Source organism: Cupriavidus necator N-1 (genome assembly GCF_000219215.1).
GTDB lineage: Bacteria > Pseudomonadota > Gammaproteobacteria > Burkholderiales > Burkholderiaceae > Cupriavidus > Cupriavidus necator.
Genome location: NC_015727.1, coordinates 995,834 through 1,012,470 on the forward strand (window position 1 = coordinate 995,834; position 16,637 = coordinate 1,012,470).

14 protein-coding genes and 2 pseudogenes are annotated in these 16,637 nt (G+C 58.6%); 3 read left to right on the top strand and 13 right to left on the bottom strand.

Going from position 1 to position 16,637, the window contains the following annotated elements:
- Positions 1-511: 511 nt before the first annotated feature.
- The 9 genes from CNE_RS34480 to CNE_RS34520 form a co-directional block, all read right to left on the bottom strand.
- The gene (locus tag CNE_RS34480; RefSeq protein ID WP_041229299.1) at positions 512-1,249 is read right to left on the bottom strand and encodes an amino acid ABC transporter ATP-binding protein; all 738 of its coding nucleotides are present in this window, start codon (positions 1,247-1,249) and stop codon (positions 512-514) included.
- 33 nt (positions 1,250-1,282) lie between these two features.
- The gene (locus CNE_RS34485) at positions 1,283-1,948 is read right to left on the bottom strand and encodes an amino acid ABC transporter permease (RefSeq protein ID WP_013959392.1); all 666 of its coding nucleotides are present in this window, start codon (positions 1,946-1,948) and stop codon (positions 1,283-1,285) included.
- 3 nt (positions 1,949-1,951) lie between these two features.
- Positions 1,952-2,677, bottom strand: a complete 726-nt coding sequence (locus tag CNE_RS34490; protein ID WP_013959393.1) for an amino acid ABC transporter permease — start codon at positions 2,675-2,677, stop codon at positions 1,952-1,954.
- Between the two features lie 158 nt (positions 2,678-2,835).
- Positions 2,836-3,738, bottom strand: coding sequence for a transporter substrate-binding domain-containing protein (locus CNE_RS34495; protein ID WP_013959394.1), 903 nt, complete (start codon positions 3,736-3,738; stop codon positions 2,836-2,838).
- A gap of 149 nt (positions 3,739-3,887) precedes the next feature.
- On the bottom strand, positions 3,888-4,349 hold the full coding sequence (locus CNE_RS34500) for a RidA family protein (RefSeq protein WP_041229079.1): 462 nt from the start codon (positions 4,347-4,349) through the stop codon (positions 3,888-3,890).
- A 61-nt stretch (positions 4,350-4,410) separates the two neighbouring features.
- Positions 4,411-5,388 carry a threonine ammonia-lyase gene (locus tag CNE_RS34505; RefSeq protein ID WP_013959396.1) on the bottom strand — a complete coding sequence of 326 codons (978 nt, stop codon included), beginning with the start codon at positions 5,386-5,388 and terminating at the stop codon, positions 4,411-4,413.
- Positions 5,389-5,479: 91 nt separating this feature from the next.
- On the bottom strand, positions 5,480-6,124 hold the full coding sequence (locus CNE_RS34510) for an RraA family protein (RefSeq protein ID WP_013959397.1): 645 nt from the start codon (positions 6,122-6,124) through the stop codon (positions 5,480-5,482).
- Positions 6,124-6,804, bottom strand: coding sequence for an RraA family protein (locus CNE_RS34515; protein ID WP_013959398.1), 681 nt, complete (start codon positions 6,802-6,804; stop codon positions 6,124-6,126). The genes CNE_RS34510 and CNE_RS34515 overlap by 1 nt, the downstream gene beginning before the upstream one ends.
- 21 nt (positions 6,805-6,825) lie before the next feature.
- Positions 6,826-7,485, bottom strand: coding sequence for an RraA family protein (locus CNE_RS34520; RefSeq protein ID WP_041229080.1), 660 nt, complete (start codon positions 7,483-7,485; stop codon positions 6,826-6,828).
- Positions 7,486-7,669: 184 nt separating this feature from the next.
- Here CNE_RS34520 and CNE_RS34525 point away from each other — a divergent pair, with 184 nt between their 5' ends.
- Both CNE_RS34525 and CNE_RS42520 read left to right on the top strand, forming a co-directional pair.
- A complete protein-coding gene (locus CNE_RS34525) occupies positions 7,670-8,581 on the top strand; it encodes a LysR substrate-binding domain-containing protein (RefSeq protein ID WP_013959400.1) in 912 nt (303 codons plus the stop codon).
- Between the two features lie 1,615 nt (positions 8,582-10,196).
- Positions 10,197-11,101, top strand: a pseudogene (locus CNE_RS42520) (IS3 family transposase); the annotation flags it as partial.
- On the opposite strand, the gene CNE_RS40145 reads toward CNE_RS42520, so the two are convergent.
- Entirely contained in the window at positions 11,082-12,458 is a 1,377-nt protein-coding gene (locus CNE_RS40145) for an IS30 family transposase (protein ID WP_080569689.1), read from the bottom strand. The pseudogene CNE_RS42520 and the gene CNE_RS40145 sit on opposite strands and share 20 nt — an antisense overlap.
- 68 nt (positions 12,459-12,526) lie before the next feature.
- On the opposite strand from CNE_RS40145, the pseudogene CNE_RS34550 reads away from it, so the two are divergent.
- Positions 12,527-12,829: pseudogene (locus CNE_RS34550) on the top strand (integrase core domain-containing protein); the annotation flags it as partial.
- A gap of 285 nt (positions 12,830-13,114) precedes the next feature.
- On the opposite strand, the gene CNE_RS34555 reads toward CNE_RS34550, so the two are convergent.
- From CNE_RS34555 to CNE_RS34565, 3 genes are all read right to left on the bottom strand, one after another.
- On the bottom strand, positions 13,115-14,098 hold the full coding sequence (locus CNE_RS34555; protein WP_013959405.1) for a Bug family tripartite tricarboxylate transporter substrate binding protein: 984 nt from the start codon (positions 14,096-14,098) through the stop codon (positions 13,115-13,117).
- Between the two features lie 734 nt (positions 14,099-14,832).
- The gene (locus tag CNE_RS34560; RefSeq protein ID WP_013959406.1) at positions 14,833-15,501 is read right to left on the bottom strand and encodes an RraA family protein; all 669 of its coding nucleotides are present in this window, start codon (positions 15,499-15,501) and stop codon (positions 14,833-14,835) included.
- Between the two features lie 119 nt (positions 15,502-15,620).
- Positions 15,621-16,553 carry a LysR family transcriptional regulator gene (locus tag CNE_RS34565; protein ID WP_013959407.1) on the bottom strand — a complete coding sequence of 311 codons (933 nt, stop codon included), beginning with the start codon at positions 16,551-16,553 and terminating at the stop codon, positions 15,621-15,623.
- Positions 16,554-16,637 lie beyond the last annotated feature (84 nt).

The following is a 16,637-nucleotide window of genomic DNA, read 5'->3' on the forward strand; positions in this document are numbered from 1 at the left end:
GGGTGCATAGCAGCCCTTTCGTGATGATTGCGCTCAGGCTGCCATGGCAGCCACGAACGATGGGATTCGGCTGCCCCCCCGCGAATCCCACCAAGTCTCGCAGTGACGGGCGACTCGGACAATATCGTTTTCCTAAAGCAGCCATTCATCTAAGCCGAAAGCATCACCAAACCCCCCGCAACGGTTTGCGCCGTATGTGACGCCTCATACGGTGGCGAAGGGAACGGCTATGCATTTTGACGGCGCAGAATATCTCGTGTGCTCGGCTCTTTCGCGTGGACAAGCCTCTGCCACAGCGGCCGATCAAGCCGCAGTGATAAAGGCTTCGTAAGAAGTTGGGGGGCCGAAGTGCCTTTCTTGCCGAAGGAATCTCCGTCCTTTAGGGCGAAAGGACGTCAATCGACACGGCTAGCGGTTTGTGGGCGGGCCCCTTTGGAAGGCCGAACGGCGACCCGATGGACCGAGAAGATGCTGCACGACTAGTCCAGGCTCCGCCCAACCGACATCTATGTTAGTGCTGCAGGATCTTGTCCAAGAAATCCTTGGTCCGAGGCTTGCGCGAGCCAGGGTCGCCGAAGAATTCCTCTTTGCTGCAGTCCTCAAGGATGTGTCCGCCAACGTCGATGAAGACCACGCGGTTGCTAACTTTGCGCGCGAAGCCCATCTCGTGGGTGACGACCATCATGGTCATGCCCTCGTTGGCCAGTTTCACCATCACGTCCAGCACCTCCCCCACCATTTCGGGATCGAGTGCTGAGGTCGGCTCGTCGAACAGCATGACCACCGGGTCCATGGACAATGCACGCGCGATGGCCACACGCTGCTGTTGCCCCCCCGAGAGTTGGCCGGGGAACTTGTCCTTGTGTGCCATGAGGCCTACACGGTCAAGCATCTTCAGGCCACGAGCCTTCGACTCGACGGGGCTGCGTCCCAGCACCTTGACCTGCGCGATTGTCAGGTTTTCCGTCACCGACAGATGCGGAAATAGTTCAAAGTGCTGGAATACCATCCCGACCTGGCTACGGAGCTTCGGGAGGTTAGTTTTCGGATCGTGAAGCTTGATGCCGTTGACAGTGATCTCGCCCTTCTGGAAAGGTTCGAGCGCGTTGACTGTCTTGATAAGGGTGGACTTTCCGGAGCCGGAAGGGCCGCAGACCACCACCACGTCGCCTTTCTTGACGCTCACTGAGCAGTCATGGAGCACCTGCGCGGAGCCATACCATTTGGAGACGTTCTTGATTTCGATCATGGATTGAGACATAGCTGTGTCCTCAATGTCCGCTCAGCGGATAATGGCAATTTTCCGATGCAGGCGCTTGACCAGATAGGAAAGCGCAAAGCAAACGACGAAATAAAAGACGGTCGCCAGTAGGTAACTTTCCACCGGACGGCCCTTGTTTGTGCCAGCGACCACAAAGCCCTTAAGGACGTCGTTGGCACCAATGGCGTAGACAAGCGACGTGTCCTGAAACAGGATGATTGTCTGCGTTAGCAACACCGGTACCATATTCCGGAACGCTTGCGGCAGGACCACCAGGCGCATATTTTGGGCATAGGTCATGCCTAGCGCTTGTCCGGCGGATACCTGACCGCGCGGGATGGATTGAATGCCCGCTCGCATGATCTCACTGAAGTACGCAGCCTCGAAGGCGACAAAGGTGATGACTGCCGCAACCTCTGCGCCAATGGGTCGGCCGATCAGCAGCGGAACCAGCAGGAAGAACCAAAGCAACACCATGACCAGGGGGATACTGCGCATGCCGTTGACATAGATGGTCGCTGGGGTAGTCAGGGCCTTCCAACCCGACAGGCGCATGAGAGCCAGCAGGGTGCCGAACAGGATGCCGCCGGCCGTGGCGACCACAGTCAGAATCACACTGAAGTACAACCCCTTGAGGACGTAGTTGCTGATGATCTCCCAGCTGTAGAAGGAAAGATCGAGTTCCATCGCTCAATGCCCTCCACTGCCTGCCAAGGACATAAGGCCTGGAACGCGCGAACGCCTTTCGATAAAGGCCATGATCCGGTTGATGGTCAAGGCGGAGATGATGTAGAGCACAGTTACCCCCGCATAGATTTCGATGGGACGCGAAGTTTCTTCGCCCGCCTGCATGGCGAACCAGGTCAACTCGGTTACTGACACGGCAAAAGCCACCGACGAGTTCTTGAACACGTTCATAGCTTCGCTGGTCAGCGGCGGAATGACGATGCGGTAGGCCATCGGCAGCAACACGTAGCGGTAGTACTGCAGCGTCGTAAACCCGAGCGCCATGCCCGCGTAGCGCTGGCCGCGAGGCAGGGATAGGATGCCTGAGCGCACCTGTTCGGCGATCCGCACCGAGGTGTACACGCCCAGCGCGATGACCACCAGGACAAAGTTGTCGATGCCCTTCATCGCGGGCACGATTACCGGCATGACGTGGTACCAGAGGAAAATCTGCACGAGCAGCGGAATGTTACGAAAAAGCTCCACCCAAGCGGCGCCGAAACCCGACAGCACCGGGCTGTTGGGAAGTGTGCGCAAGATGCCGATGATCGACCCCAAAATGAAGGCGATGATCAGCGCCAGCACGGCGACGGAGGCAGACCATCCCCAGGCCGACATCATCCATTGCCAGTACGTGGGAAATGTGCCGGGATCCTGAAAATAGACTTGCCAGTCCCAATCGATTCCCATAGGACGCTCCTAATCTCTTTGGTAGTGTGGCGTGCCCGCGAGGGGCACGGTGTCGCAGCATGCATGCACAAGCACACCCGCTTGTGGAAGCGGATGTGTGGCGCGTCCTAATTACAACGATTCAGGTCAGCCGGCTGTGCATGTAGAAGCTCGCCCGTTCAGTCGGCCTTGTAGGCCTCCGCAGGCTTGTCGTTGAGGCTTTCCCAGGCGGCCTTCGTGGCGGCGGATGCCGGCAGATTGAGGGCGGTGTTCGAGGGAGGGATGGCCCTCATGAACCACTTGTCATAGAGCTTTGCTACTGTGCCGTCCTTGACTTGGCGAGAAATGCTGTCGTTGACCACCTTCTTGAAGGCGGGATCATCCTTGCGGATCATGATGGCAATAGGTTCAATTGACAGAGGCTCGCCGACGATCTTGAAGCTCTTGGGATTTCTCGCCATGGCAATACTGCCCGCCAAGACCTGGCTGTCCAATACAAAGGCATCCGCGCGGCCCGTTTCGAGGAGCAGGAAACTATCGGAGTGATCCTTGCCGCTGATTTCACGGAAGTCGATATTCTTAGCGCGCTTGTTCTGGCGCACCACTTGCAGCGCCGTCGTACCGGTGGTAGTGACGACCGTCTTGCCGTTGAGATCGCCTAGCGAGTTGATACCGGAATCGGCTTTGACGGCCATGCGTACCTCCTCGACATATAGCGTATTGGCGAAAGCCACCTCCTTCTGCCGGGCCTGGGTATTGGAGGTGGAGCCGCACTCGATGTCGACGGTACCGTTCTTCACAAGAGGTATCCGATTGACCGAAGTTACGGGAACGTACTTGGTTTCCAGGTGTGTAAGACCAAGCTGCTTCTGGATATCGCGGATGACGTTGGTACAGACGTCGTAATGAAAGCCGGTATAGACACCGTTGCCCAAGGTATAGGCCAAGGCACCTGAAGCCTCACGCACGCCTTGGGTAATGCTGCCGGAGGCCTTGATCTTGGCAAGCGTGTCATTGCTCTGCGCACAAGCAGCTCCCGTGGTCAGCAGGACCACCGAGAAAGCAAGGATATGTTTCTTCATTTCTGAATATCTCCGAGATGATGTATCCGTTGAATGCGTCTATCCGGCTTTAGCTGAGATCAGTCGCGCCTGGATACGGTGGAGGTGTCTTCCTGCGACACCCCGTGCAATTGACGGGCAGGGTTGTGGTGGTTCAGACGCGTTTCCTTTCAATCCTGTACGAGAAATACCGCTTCCACCTCCACCATCATTCCATGTGGGAGAGATGCCATGCCTACGGCAGAGCGGGCGTGTTGACCGGCGTCTCCAAATGCGGCGACGAGGGTGTCCGAACAGCCATCGATCACCTTCGGATGCTGTTTGAAATCCGCGGTGGAGTTGACAAGGCCTAGGACCTTCAACACAGCCTGCACCTTGCCAAGGTCGCCCACCGCCAGCTTCACGGCTGCCAGCATGTTGAGCGTCGCGAGTTGAGCAGCCGCATAGCCAGCCGGCACATCGTCGGGCGTGGCGAGCTGCCCGGCAATGTAGGTTCCGTTATCGAGCCGCGGCCCATGCCCCGAAACGAAGAGGAGCTGGCCGGCGCGCCGGAAGGGCAGGTAATTGCCGGACGGCGAATACGCGGCAGGCAGCGACAGGCCGGCGGTCTGGAGTCGTTGTTCAGGATTCATGATGGTATGAGTCGTTCGCGATTGAGGGTATTCTGCGGATCGGACCTTGCAACAAGGCGTGTCAGCACCGTTCCAGCGCCAAGGAGAAGACAGCGGGATCAACGTTTCCACCGGAGGCGATGACCACCACGTTCTTTCCCGCGACATCGATCTTTCCTGCTAGTACGGTACCCAGTGCAGCGGCACCGCCCGGTTCGACTACGATTTTGAGCATTTTGAATGCGGCGGCAACGCCAGCCAGCCCATCCTCATCGCTCACCCCTATCCCCTTGGCCTGGTGTCGACGCAGCACCGCGACAGTTTTCTCGCCTGCCGTCGGACCGGCGATGCCGTCGAGAACTGTCTTCGGCACCGAAGGATTGCTCTGCGGTATGCCAGTGACCAGGGAGCGCGCGACTTTCTCGTAGCCGAGCACCTCCGCAATTAAGATCTTGGTGTCAGGGAAAGCATCCTTAACGGCTTCAGAGACACCGGAGGCCAGCCCGCCGCCGCTGCAGTTGATAACGATCATGTCTGGCGTGACATGTAAGTCATTCAACTGTTCGACGATCTCCAGCCCACATGTCCCCTGTCCGGCCATGATGTCGTAGTCATCGAATGGCGGAACAACAGTCATTCCACGTAACCGGGCGACACCTTCCGCGACCTCGACACGGTCCTCCGTTTGCGGGTCGTAGGTCACCACTTCCGCGCCCCACCACCGACAGTTGTTCATCTTGATACGCGGCGCCGTATTTGGCATCACGATCACGGCGGGGCAACCAACTGTGCGGGCAGCTGCGGCAACGCCTTGACCATGATTGCCTGCAGAGAACGCGACGATGCCAGCGCCCCTTGCAGCCTCATCCATAGACAGGATCTTGTTAAGCGCACCGCGGATCTTGAAGGAACCCGTCAGTTGCAGGGCTTCCGCCTTGACGAACAGACGGCAGCCCGCGCGCTCGCTGAGCATTGGGGACTCCAGCAAGGGGGTGCGTACCACTCGTCCCTGCAAGCGAGAAGCCGCTTGCCTGATGGCTTGGATGTTGAACTCACTCATATCCGCCTCGTTGATTGCAAGGCCAATACCACGCGGTCCATGACTCTGTAAGTAGCCGAGGGGCGGGCCGCTGCCAGGAAGGACGGGGCGGTCATTGGCCGTCCCTCCAGCTCGTAAGCCCCATCAGCTCCAGCGTGCTGCGACCTTCACGCAAGTCGTCCATCATCTTCGCTTCCTTATCGGCGCGGGACTGGCCGCGGATCAGTGTGTTCTCGACGTAGGCCCTTGGAATTACCAGGACGCCATCATCATCGGCCACCACCAAATCGCCAGCCGCTACCGGCGTACCGGTAAAGCTAATCGGCTGGCCGACCGAAGCTGAATTGGCCTTGATTGTTCCGCGCATGGAAATGCCACGGGTGAACACAGGAAAGCGCCGCGCCGTAAGGGCTGCGATGTCCCGCACGCCGCCATCGATGACCAGACCGATCACTCCGGCCGCTTCGGCTGCCACAGTCAGCACTTCGCCCCAGTATCCAGAAACGAAGCCGCCAGTCGAGACAACGAGCACGCTGCCGCGCGGCACCTTTTCCATGGCAATGTGGATGGACAGATTGTCGCCGGGCGAGCACTCCAGCGGATAGGCAGGACCGGCAACCGAAGCGCCCGCCCATACCGTGCGGATAGCTGGGTCGACCGAACTGGTGGTCAGGCCTGAAGCCTCGTACAACGTGGAGGTACCCAGCTGGCGTGCCTGTTCTAGCGTTGCTGCTTCATAGCTTTTGATCGTAGACATTAGGCCTTCCTTTGCAGTGTGTGGTAACCCAGCGCCGCTCGTGCCTCGCCCAACGTCTTGCCCTGCGCCAGTTGTTCACGAATGCGTGATTCGGTCTCTTCAATCTTGCGGGCCGTCTCGGCTACGTCGCGCGCACGGCCGCGCGGGACGATAACGACGCCATTGGCGTCCGCCACGACGATGTCGCGAGAAGCCACACGCACAGTGCCAATCCCCACCGTGGCGTTTACTGATTCGACCTGCACGCGGTCCTTGCCGGTACGCATGAAGCGGCCCGCCGTGAACAACGGGTAGTTGTCGCCGATTGCCTTGTTCACATCGCGGCAGACGCCGTCGATTACCGTGCCAGCGATGCGGCGCAGCCCTGCGTACTGGGTCATGATGTCGCCCCAGACGGTGCAATCTGTGCGGCCGTCGTTGTCGATCACGACTACATCGCCTTCCGCGACGTCGTCGATGAAGTCTCCGACGGTGCCTGGCGGCACGCTGGCGGGCACGTACTTGACGGTGAACGCCGGACCTACGACAACCTTCGTGTAGTCAACCAAGGGCATGATGTCGAGCGCTTGACCGTGCAGGCCTAGCTTGTCCATGGCGTCCGAGACGCCGGGCGTGTCCAGGCCGGCGAAGAGCGCGACCAGTTCCTGGTCTTCGGCATTGGCTTTGAGGGAATTCGTCATTGGAGCTCCAGGAAGAATTTGCTATTGGGCGCGGATGGCCTCGAATTCCTTGTCGTGCATAACCTCAGCTACCGAGCGGCCGGCGCAGACGGCGGCCACCATGCCGTCTTGTCGCTTGGCGATGCGCTCGCTCAGGTCAAGCACCTCTTCGATGCGCGAAGCGGGAACGAACACCGTGCCGCACCGGTCGGCGATCACGTAATCGTCTTCATGGACGGTCACGCCAGCCATCTGAACGGGCTTGCCGGAATCAATTTGAATCACCCGGTTGCGCGCACTAATCATGGTCACGCCGCGCCCATAGACCGGGTAGCCAATGGCCTCGCTGCCCTCGATGTCGCGGCTCATACCGTCAATGACCGATCCACGCACTTGCTTGATATATGCCGCGTTGGCCAGGATGTCACCCCAACAGGAGATGCCGTCCACGCCTCCAGCGATCACGAGGACGCGGTCATCTGTGGTGACCGCATCAATTACCGGCGAGATGAGATGTACGGTGGGCTTTGCATCAGCCTTCGGGCCGAGCTGGATAGTGCTGGCGCGTCCGACGATCTTTGGACAGTCCCAAAGAGGCCGAAGCCCATAGGTCGCACCAGAAAGCCCGAGAAAGTCAAGCGCATCGGAGACGGTGTTCGTGTCGAGCGATGCAAGGCGGTCGAGTAGGGAGAGCTGGATCATTGCGCTGGGTCTCATGAAGGTTCCCAGGAATCATGGTATCGACTTGCTAATATGTAAATTCTGAAGTAGATATCTCTGTGATACGATTTTTGGAACAGGATAGCCGGCGCTAGTGCGCCTCCAGCATCGCTCGCCACAGATTCCGGCTCGGAGCTGGCGCGAAACTACATGTGTGGATACACCTATGAACAATACGATCGACTTCCGGCTGATACGACAGTTATGGATGTTCCTGGCAGTCGCCGAGGAGCAGCACTTCGGACGCGCTGCCCAGCGACTTAACATGTCACAGCCCCCACTGACGGAGCAGATTAAGGTGCTGGAACAGGCACTTAAGCTTCACTTGTTCGAACGCTCCCGGCGCGGCACCCAGCTGAGTCCGGCGGGGGCGGCGATCCTGCCGGCCGTGCGTCAGTTCGCCGGCCAAGTTGAGCGGTTGGAGCGTGTCGTTCGCGAGGTTGCCTCCGGCCAGTCTGGCGTGTTGCATATCGGAGCCGTCACCTCGGCCATGCTCGAATCGGTGCCACCTTTGCTTGACGCGCTCAAGCAGGTGCATCCGGATCTGACAGTGTTCGTCAAGGAAATCGACAGCGTCGAGGCGATTCCGGGCCTGGAGGCAGGGGAGCTCGATTTGGCTTTCGTTCGCCTGGATGGCGAGGTAGGGAATGGCATTGCGACGATGCCCCTGGCGGAAGACCGGCTTGCCGTGGCCCTACCTAAAGATCACGCACTTGCCGCGCTGCCCAGGGTGAGTCTTCGGTCGCTAGCGACCGAATCACTTGTGATGTCGTCTAGGGAGCGGAGCCCTGTCTACTTCGATCTGCTGACATCAGTTTGCCGTTCCCATGGGTTCATTCCCCGAGTTTTGCATGAGGTCCGAACAATCACTTCTCAAGTTGCTTACGTCGGATGCGGCCAAGGCGTGGCTCTAGTGCCCTCGTCAATGCGCAAGTTGGCTCCGGAAAGTGTGGTCATTCGTCCGCTGAAAGAGCGGATCATGGTAGTTGCAGCTGCGCTCGCATGGAATGCCAACCGTTACCACCCAATGGTTGATGTGGCAGTGGCATGGCTGAAGCAACAGAGCGGTCGTCGTTGATCCGCGGCGCCCTTTAGGTAGGAAAGGCCCCGAAATTCTCCCTTTTCTGCCATAAGGCGACCAGCTTGGCTGACCTTTTATCCGTTAGCACCATAAAACCCCGTCCTTCAGGGCCTTCTGGGCGGGGATATAAGGTGCGAGTCTAAGCTCCAGGAAGAAGCTTCCAAGGCCATCGATTGCTCAGAGAATGCATCTGGCAACCCCAAAGCTCAGCACCTGTTCTTGAAGAATTGAGATGAGCTACTGGCGTGCGGGGTGGAGTCTTGGGCTTTCGAACCAGACCAATTGCCGCCAGCGCCAGCAAAGCTCGAAAATAGCTGATATCCGATGCGGCTGTATGATGCGACGGTTGGCTTTGAAAAGTCTGTCCTATTACGCAACTCCCCGTGGAAAACGAAACCCACCTGCAGTTTGACTCCCTGCAATCCCTCGCCCGCCGCACTGATGCTGTGACTTCCGATTGTGCGTGCAGCGCCCCTGAGCTCGATGAATGGACCTCCTTGCCCGTCTCCTTCCCAGAGCAACAGCTTAGCGTCATTGGCACCCTGGTTCGCGACATCTACACCGAGGCGACATTTGCGGAGTACCACCCTCACGGCACAACCCTCTGGTCAGCCAAAGCACCGATTGCTCCACTCTACTATCCGTACAACCGGTGCACCGTCTCGGAATGCAGCGCGTGCCAGCGAGTGTATTTGCGCTACGTGGAAGGCGGAGGGTACTTCGTTGACCCCCGCATCCGTCGTCTGAGAACCAGCGTTCTTGTTGACGCCCTACTCCCTGAGTAGACTGGAACCGCCGGTTCGTTCTAGCCGCGCTACTCGGCGTAGACTCCTGCGGCCTTGATGACCGGCGTCCAGCCCGCGACTTCCGCCTTCCAAGCGTCGGCGCGTCTTGTCGCTCGGCTACCTGGCGTCCCTCGCTCACGCGTGAGACGAGTCACTGGATTCCTTCCGGCACTTTATTCACGCCTCCGGTCGGTTCGCGAATTACCACTTGCACTGCCTTTCGCAACACGGGCTTTGACGCCCGCTGGCAGACAGCGACCTTGATGCGTGGGGCCACCAGGAGGCGGACCTCTTACTACGATTCCTGACCGACGTTGGGTGTCGCGGGGCAGCAGCAACTTACCGGTCGTGCCGGCGCGGGTCGTACGGCGTCGGGTCGACATATGCCCGCACGCCATCGAATAGTTCGCCGAGCAGCCCGGATTGCGAATTCTGCACCGGTCGTCAGCTTCATTCCGAACCGCTTAGGGGCAAGCAGGAAGCCGCTCGCCATAACGAGAACGGGCTTGCTCGGCGCCGAGCCGCCCTGAGTTCGGCAGGGACCCCCGGCCATGCAGCAGTTCCACGAGCCACTGGGAGCTCGCCCGACGTCAACGGCCGACCGGTCAAGTCAAGTCGGTAGGCTCGTGCCAGCACTCCAACTAATCCTCCGGAAGGTAGCATTCGTCAGACCACACCAGCCTCCCAACTCGGCCGGCCATAGCCACAAGGCGTAGTCACCAGACAGATTGGGATCTCGACCGCGGTGTAGCGATGAGTGTGGTGGTCTAATTTCCTCGGACAGGTCGATAGGAGGACAATCCGGAATCGACGAGGAAAAAAGATAGATGACAAGAAGGCGCCGACAATTTGACGCCAGCTTCAAGCTGGAAGTAGTACGGATGGTGCGAGACCAAGGATTATCGGTCAGCGAGGTTTGCCGGTCGATGGAGCTTGGTGAGACGTCCGTTCGGCGCTGGATGGCGCAGTATGATGCAGAGTGCGCCGGCGGGCCTGGCGTGGGCAAGCCGCTGACGGCGGAACAGCAGCGCATCCGGCAACTGGAGGCGGAGAATCGGCAACTGCGCGAGGACAACGCCTTGCTAAAAAAAGCCTCGGCCTTCTTTGCGCGGGAACTGAAGTGAGCTACCGGGTGGTAGCCCACTTGCAACAGGAGGCCGTATCGGTCAGTAACGCCTGCCGGGTATTGCAGGTGAGCCGCTCGGGCTACTATGCGCACCGCCGCGCCAAGCCAAGCATGAAGACTCTGCAGGAGCAGACCCACGTCAAAGCGGCGTTCGCTGCGAGCGGCGCGAGCTACGGCAGCCGGCGTGTCATGCATGCGGTGCGGGAACAAGGGGTGCACCTTGGCCGCTACCGGATTCGTAGGCTGATGCGCGAAGCGGGCTTGCGTGCGACCTGGAAGCGTAAGTTCGTGTCGACGACTGACAGCAAACACACTCTGCCAGTGGCAGAGAACGTGCTGAACCGGCAATTTGACGTGGCCGAGCCGAATCGGGCCTGGACTTCAGACATCACCTATGTCCGCACGGCCCAAGGCTGGCTGTATCTGGCGGTCGTGCTGGACTTGTACTCGCGCAAGGTCGTGGGCTGGTCGATGGCGCCGACCATGCCGGCCGACCTGGTGATGTCGGCACTGAGCATGGCGCTGCAGCAGCGAAGGCCAGCGCCGGGACTGGTGCTGCACTCGGATAGGGGCAGTCAGCACGGATTCAACCGGTCGTCGCAACACTAGATTGTCGAACAGATTTTAGATAGTCGTCCAGGGCTTCGGCAGGTGTCTTCCAACCAAGCGTTTTTCGGGGCCTGGTATTCAGTGCATTGGCAACGGCCTGGATCTCTCGAGCGCTCCAACGGGATAGGTCTGTGCCTTTTGGAAAGTATTGTCGCAGAAGACCGTTCGTGTTCTCGTTCGTGCCGCGCTGCCATGGACTGTGCGGATCGGCGAAGAATACCTTTACCCCGGACTCGACGGTGAAGCGGGCGTGATCGGATAGTTCCTTGCCACGATCCCAAGTCAATGACCGCCACAACTGGGCAGGCATGTCGGACACCGTCTTCTTGAGCGCATTGGCCATCGTGACAGCTCCGTAGCCAGCCAGTGCGGGGCCATTCTTCGTCCGGGGAGTCGACCCATAGCCTTTCTCCCGAGGCACGTGGACGAGCATGGTGAAACGGCTTGATCTCTCCACCAGCGTCCCAATAGCAGATCGGTTCAGGCCGATGATCAGGTCACCCTCCCAATGCCCTGGCACAGCACGATCCTGCGCTTCTGCAGGCCGGCTAGAGATCATCACATCCTCGCTAACATGCGCCCAGGCCTTGGCTTGTGCCCTGGCCCTCGGTACGCGCAACGCCCGCCCAGTGCGCAGACAGCTGACCAGCTCGCGCTTGAGAGCGCCGCGGCCCTGGATATAGAGCGCTTGGTAAATGGCTTCGTGAGATATGCGCATGGATTCATCATCCGGGAAGTCGATCTGCAGCCGATTGGAAATCTGTTCGGGCGACCAGCCATTGACCCATTTGCGGTCACCGCGATGCGGTTTGTTTCTTCCTTTGAACGGCGCTTGCCGAGGCCCAGAAATTTCACGGCCATCAGCGTCGCAAACCTTGCCCTCCAAACGATCTTGCACATAGTGGCGCAGCCGTGGGTTAGTCACCAATTTCGACGGTTTGGGTCTTTTGGCAACCAGTTCCGCCTTCCACTGCGCAACTGAAGCCCGATACTCAAGCTGGCCGCCACGAGTTGCAGCGTTACGCGTCAGTTCCCGGGAGACCGTTGACGGGCTGCGTCCGATACGGCGAGCGATCTCGCGTACTCCGACGCCTTGGAGCGAAAGTAGCCCAATCTCTTCTCGCTCCGCGAACGACAAATACCTACCAGATATAGGGTTCGACATGAAAAGTGGCATACCGCCACGATAGCGGAACCAGCGCGCGCCTACTGCCTGCGATACGCCAACCGCCTCTGCTGCCTTCTCACTTGTAATGCCTGTTGCGATTTGCGCCCAGAATCGCCGCTCGATCTCACGCCGATGCGACGGTGCACCTGGAGAGCGCATCGCTCCTCGCCCTGTCAACTTCTGCATCCACCCCGCTGGCCGTCCCATAAACACCTCCTCGATTAAAGGTGTTGCGACGACCGGTTGAATCCGTCCAGTACGCGAGCGCGGAGTATCAGGCCTTGCTGGCACGCCATCAGATTGTTTGCAGCATGAGTCGAAAAGGCAATTGCTGGGATAACGCGGTGACGGAACGGTTCTTCCTAAACCTGAAGATGGAGCGCGTGTGGCAGCGTCAATACGCCAACCACGCCGAGGCACGGCGCGACATCACCCAGTACATCGTTGGTTTCTATAATCCGGTGCGCTTGCACTCAACCCTGGGGTATCTGTCGCCCGCTGTCTACGAGGCGAAATCGACAGAAAAAGAACCTATCTGCCTGTCCGAAATAACTTGACCACTACAGAGTTTCCGAGCCCCGACTATTGCGAAGAAAATAATGGGAAGGTCTCATGACCCTCCCCTAGTCCACCAAACTTCCGACACATCAAATTTCTGGTGGGGAGACACCAACTCTCTGCGGCTATACCCTGATTCCAGTATTTGCTTCAACCTGTCCTGTCCCATCGAGGTTGCCGTACTTCGCGAGGTCCGGCATCAACGCCGAGGCGAGGCGTGCTCACCTGCCAGGACATGGTCCTCGTCAACTAGCGTACCGAGTGACTGAATGAGGGAAATGGTCTTACTCCATCTTCGCACCAGATACACGGATAATCTCCGCGTACTTGACCAGTTCAGTTCTCATAAACTCTCCGAACCACGGCGCGTTACGCCCCGGCGACATCACGACGCCCAGGCTCTGTTCCATTTGCTTCTTCACCTCGGGGTCCGCCAATATGGCGTTGATTTCCCGATTCAGGAACTCTTGAATCGGCGTGGGGAGCTTCGCGGGCGCGAGCACGCCATACCATGCGGAAGCCAGCATGTCCTTGTAGCCAAGCTCGGCGAACGTCGGGACATCAGGAAGGGCAGCGATGCGCCTCTCAGAGGCGACTGCGAGCGCTCTGAGGCTTCCTGCTTTAACTTGCGGCAGTGAACCGGTATCAAGGATAAAGTCGAGTTGACCCGCCATCAGGTCGGAGATTGCCGGACCGCTGCCTTTATATGGCACGTGCACCGCGTCTACGCCAGCAACCCGCTTCAGCAAGGAAGCCGCAAGATGCTGCGAAGACCCTGACCCAGCCGTCCCGTAGTTGAGTGTGCCTGGCTTCTTCTTCCCTTCGTCGATGAGTTCCTTTGCCGATTTGAAACGCGATGTCTTTGGCACCTCCAGTACGTTGGGAATCAGGCCAACATACGCGACAGGCGTGAAGTCTTTGACAGGGTCGAACCCCAACTTGGAGTACAGATACGGGCCAGCCGCGTTGGTCGAACTTGTCGCCATAAGAAGGGTGTAACCATCCGGCTTCTCCCGTACGAACGCGGCCGTACCGATAGTACCGCCGGCGCCCGCCCGGTTATCCACGACAACCGCCTGCTTGATTCGGGCACCAAGCTTCTGAGCGATAATGCGGGAAAGAGCGTCGGTGGCACCACCGGCCGCCCAAGGAACAACAAGCTTGATTGGTCGCTCCGGGTAGCCAGGGACCTGTGCCGAGGATACGCTCGGAATCAGGAGTGCGACGGAGAACGATGCGCTGATGGCAAAGTGTTTGGCGTGTCTCATGGCCTTCTAGTCTTGAATGTTAGCCCCGCAGTGCCGGGGGCTTAAGCGACGGGTTCTCTGCGTAGATGACCCCATAACTGGCAGGCCGCTGCCCGGCATTCGCTACAAACCGGCCAGGGCCATTTGATTTCATGTGGAAAGCGAGACGGAGTAGCCCGTGGGACCGGCATGAAAGGACGGCACCAGGCTCCAGCACCTTCCAAAAGCACTCCCCTTCGCAAACTACAGTCGCGACCTCGGCCTTGATTCGTTCCTTACGTTCTTTGCCGTCATCCCACAGTACAGTGTGTCGATGACCTCGGCGAGTGCGAATGCGGGAAGGGGATTGATTGTCAGACTGGACGGTGCCACGCAGTCTCCTAGGAAAGTTGCCTTCTAATGAGAGAATTCTCCGGCAACGTCTCGCATTTGTAAAATACGAATCTCGGAAGATTTTGATATTGAAAACCTATTGAACGGCCCGTTTCGGCTATGTCGCTCGCGCTCGGCCGTTGTTGTCCAAGAATTGCTATTGCGGCATCACCTACACAGCTTTCCCCGCGGCGGACCAAGCAATCCTATTCTTGCTTCCATCAGCAGGAGCACCACAGCGAATCAAGGCCGAAGTGACTGTAGGGACGCCACCGGGCTCCAGCACCCTTCCCAAGGCGCTCCCGTTCGTAAACTCCCCTGTAGCCATTCTGTCGAAAGCGAGGGACGCGAACGCAATCGCGTTCCCTCTCATCATTGTCGATTCAGTACAGCCCGTGGGGCTCGAGCACCTTGCGAAGCCACTCTTGCTCTCTCACGCCCGTCGCAATCTCGGCCATGATGTTCTCTTCGTTCTTCGCCGTTACGGCGACCGCCTTCAGCAGCGCATGTGCCTGGGATACGGGAAATGCGACCACACCATCCTCATCTCCAACAACGACGTCTCCAGGGGAGATAATTTGGCCGCCAATCGATACAGGAATGTTCATTGCACCGGGGCCCATCTTGTAGGGGCCTCGATGGCTGACATCCCTCGCGAAGCAGGGAAAATCTGACTCATGGAACGCCGCCGTGTCGCGAGTTGCCCCATCCAGAACAAAGCCGGCGCAGCCCCGCGCCACCGCGTATTGCATGATGAGTTCACCCACCAGCGCATTCGTACAGTCTCCGCCCCCGTCGACGACCAGGACATGGCCTGGTTGCAACTCCATCAACGCCTTGTAAATCAGCAGATTGTCGCCAGGTCGAGCCTTGACCGTGATGGCGGTACCAACCAGCTTTCGGCTACGGTTGAACCGCTTCAGACCCGTCACACCAGAAAGGCGCTGTAGGTTGTCGCTGATGTGCGGAGTTACCACGTTCCGAAATGCCTCGATAACTTCGGCGGGCGCGAGAGCCGGAACGGGGTTGACGGTTAGGCTAGAGGTTGCCACAAGAGTCTCCTGGAAAGAGTCGGGGGGATATGCGAACTCTCGGGCAACATCACACGGCTGTAAATTCCAAATACCGGATTGATTCGATACGCCAAACCTATGGATAGGACTTGAATACCCTACCCAGCCTGGCGCTGCCGCTGTTGTCTCGACGTGGCGACTTTGCCACTCGACAGGATGTCGATAGCAGCTTCGACTGCAGGACTCTGTCTGCTTTTCGACCAGGCCATTGCAGTGGTAACTACATTGACCGCCTCCTTCAGCGGGCGGACAACAACACTCTCTGGAGCGGCCTTCTTCATGGATGACGGCACAAGCGCAATACCCTGCCCACATCCGACAAAAGCCACTTGCGTGGCAACGGTTCGCACTTCATGGAGTATTCGGGGAGAAAAGCCAGCAGCCCAACATGTCGCGATGATGCTGTCGAAGTACGTCGGGCTTACAGCACGAGAGAAGATGACAAAGGGTTCGTCAGACAGACTTGCAAGGCGAACCCTAGGCATGTCCGCAAACCTATGGGTCTTCGGCAGGGCAACTGCCAGCCGATCCTGCTTTAGTGGAACCGCACCAATTGTTGTCCCCATATCGCCTTCAAGGCGAGCAAAAGCCAGGTCGATGTCGCCCCGCTCCAGCGCTGGCACTGCATCGACGCTATCTATCTCCGTGACCGAGACCGTCAACTGAGGGAATCTCCTTCCAAGTTCGTCAATTAGAGCTGGCAGCGTATCAACCAGCGCAGAAGAAATGGCGCCGATGGATAGCACGCCGGTGCTGCCTGCGATTGCCTCTTGCACGGCCAGTTCTAGTCGGTCCAGTTGCTCGGCAAACTTCCGAACCGCAGGCAGAATTGCCGCCCCAATTGGAGTCAGAGTCGCCCCCTTCCTGCCGCGCTCAAAGAGCTTCACCTTGAGTGCTTGCTCGAGCACCTGAATCTGCTCGGATAAAGGGGGCTGGGACATCCCCAGCCGCTTCGCGGCGCGCCCAAAATTTCCCTCTTCGGCCACTGCGAGGAAGAGATAGAGGTGCCGAACAAGCCGGAAGTTAATCATGACGATTGATAGGTTTGGCGTATGGAAAGGTTACTGGATTCGGAATTTACATTTCGAACTCTAGCGCCGACAGTAAGGCCATGG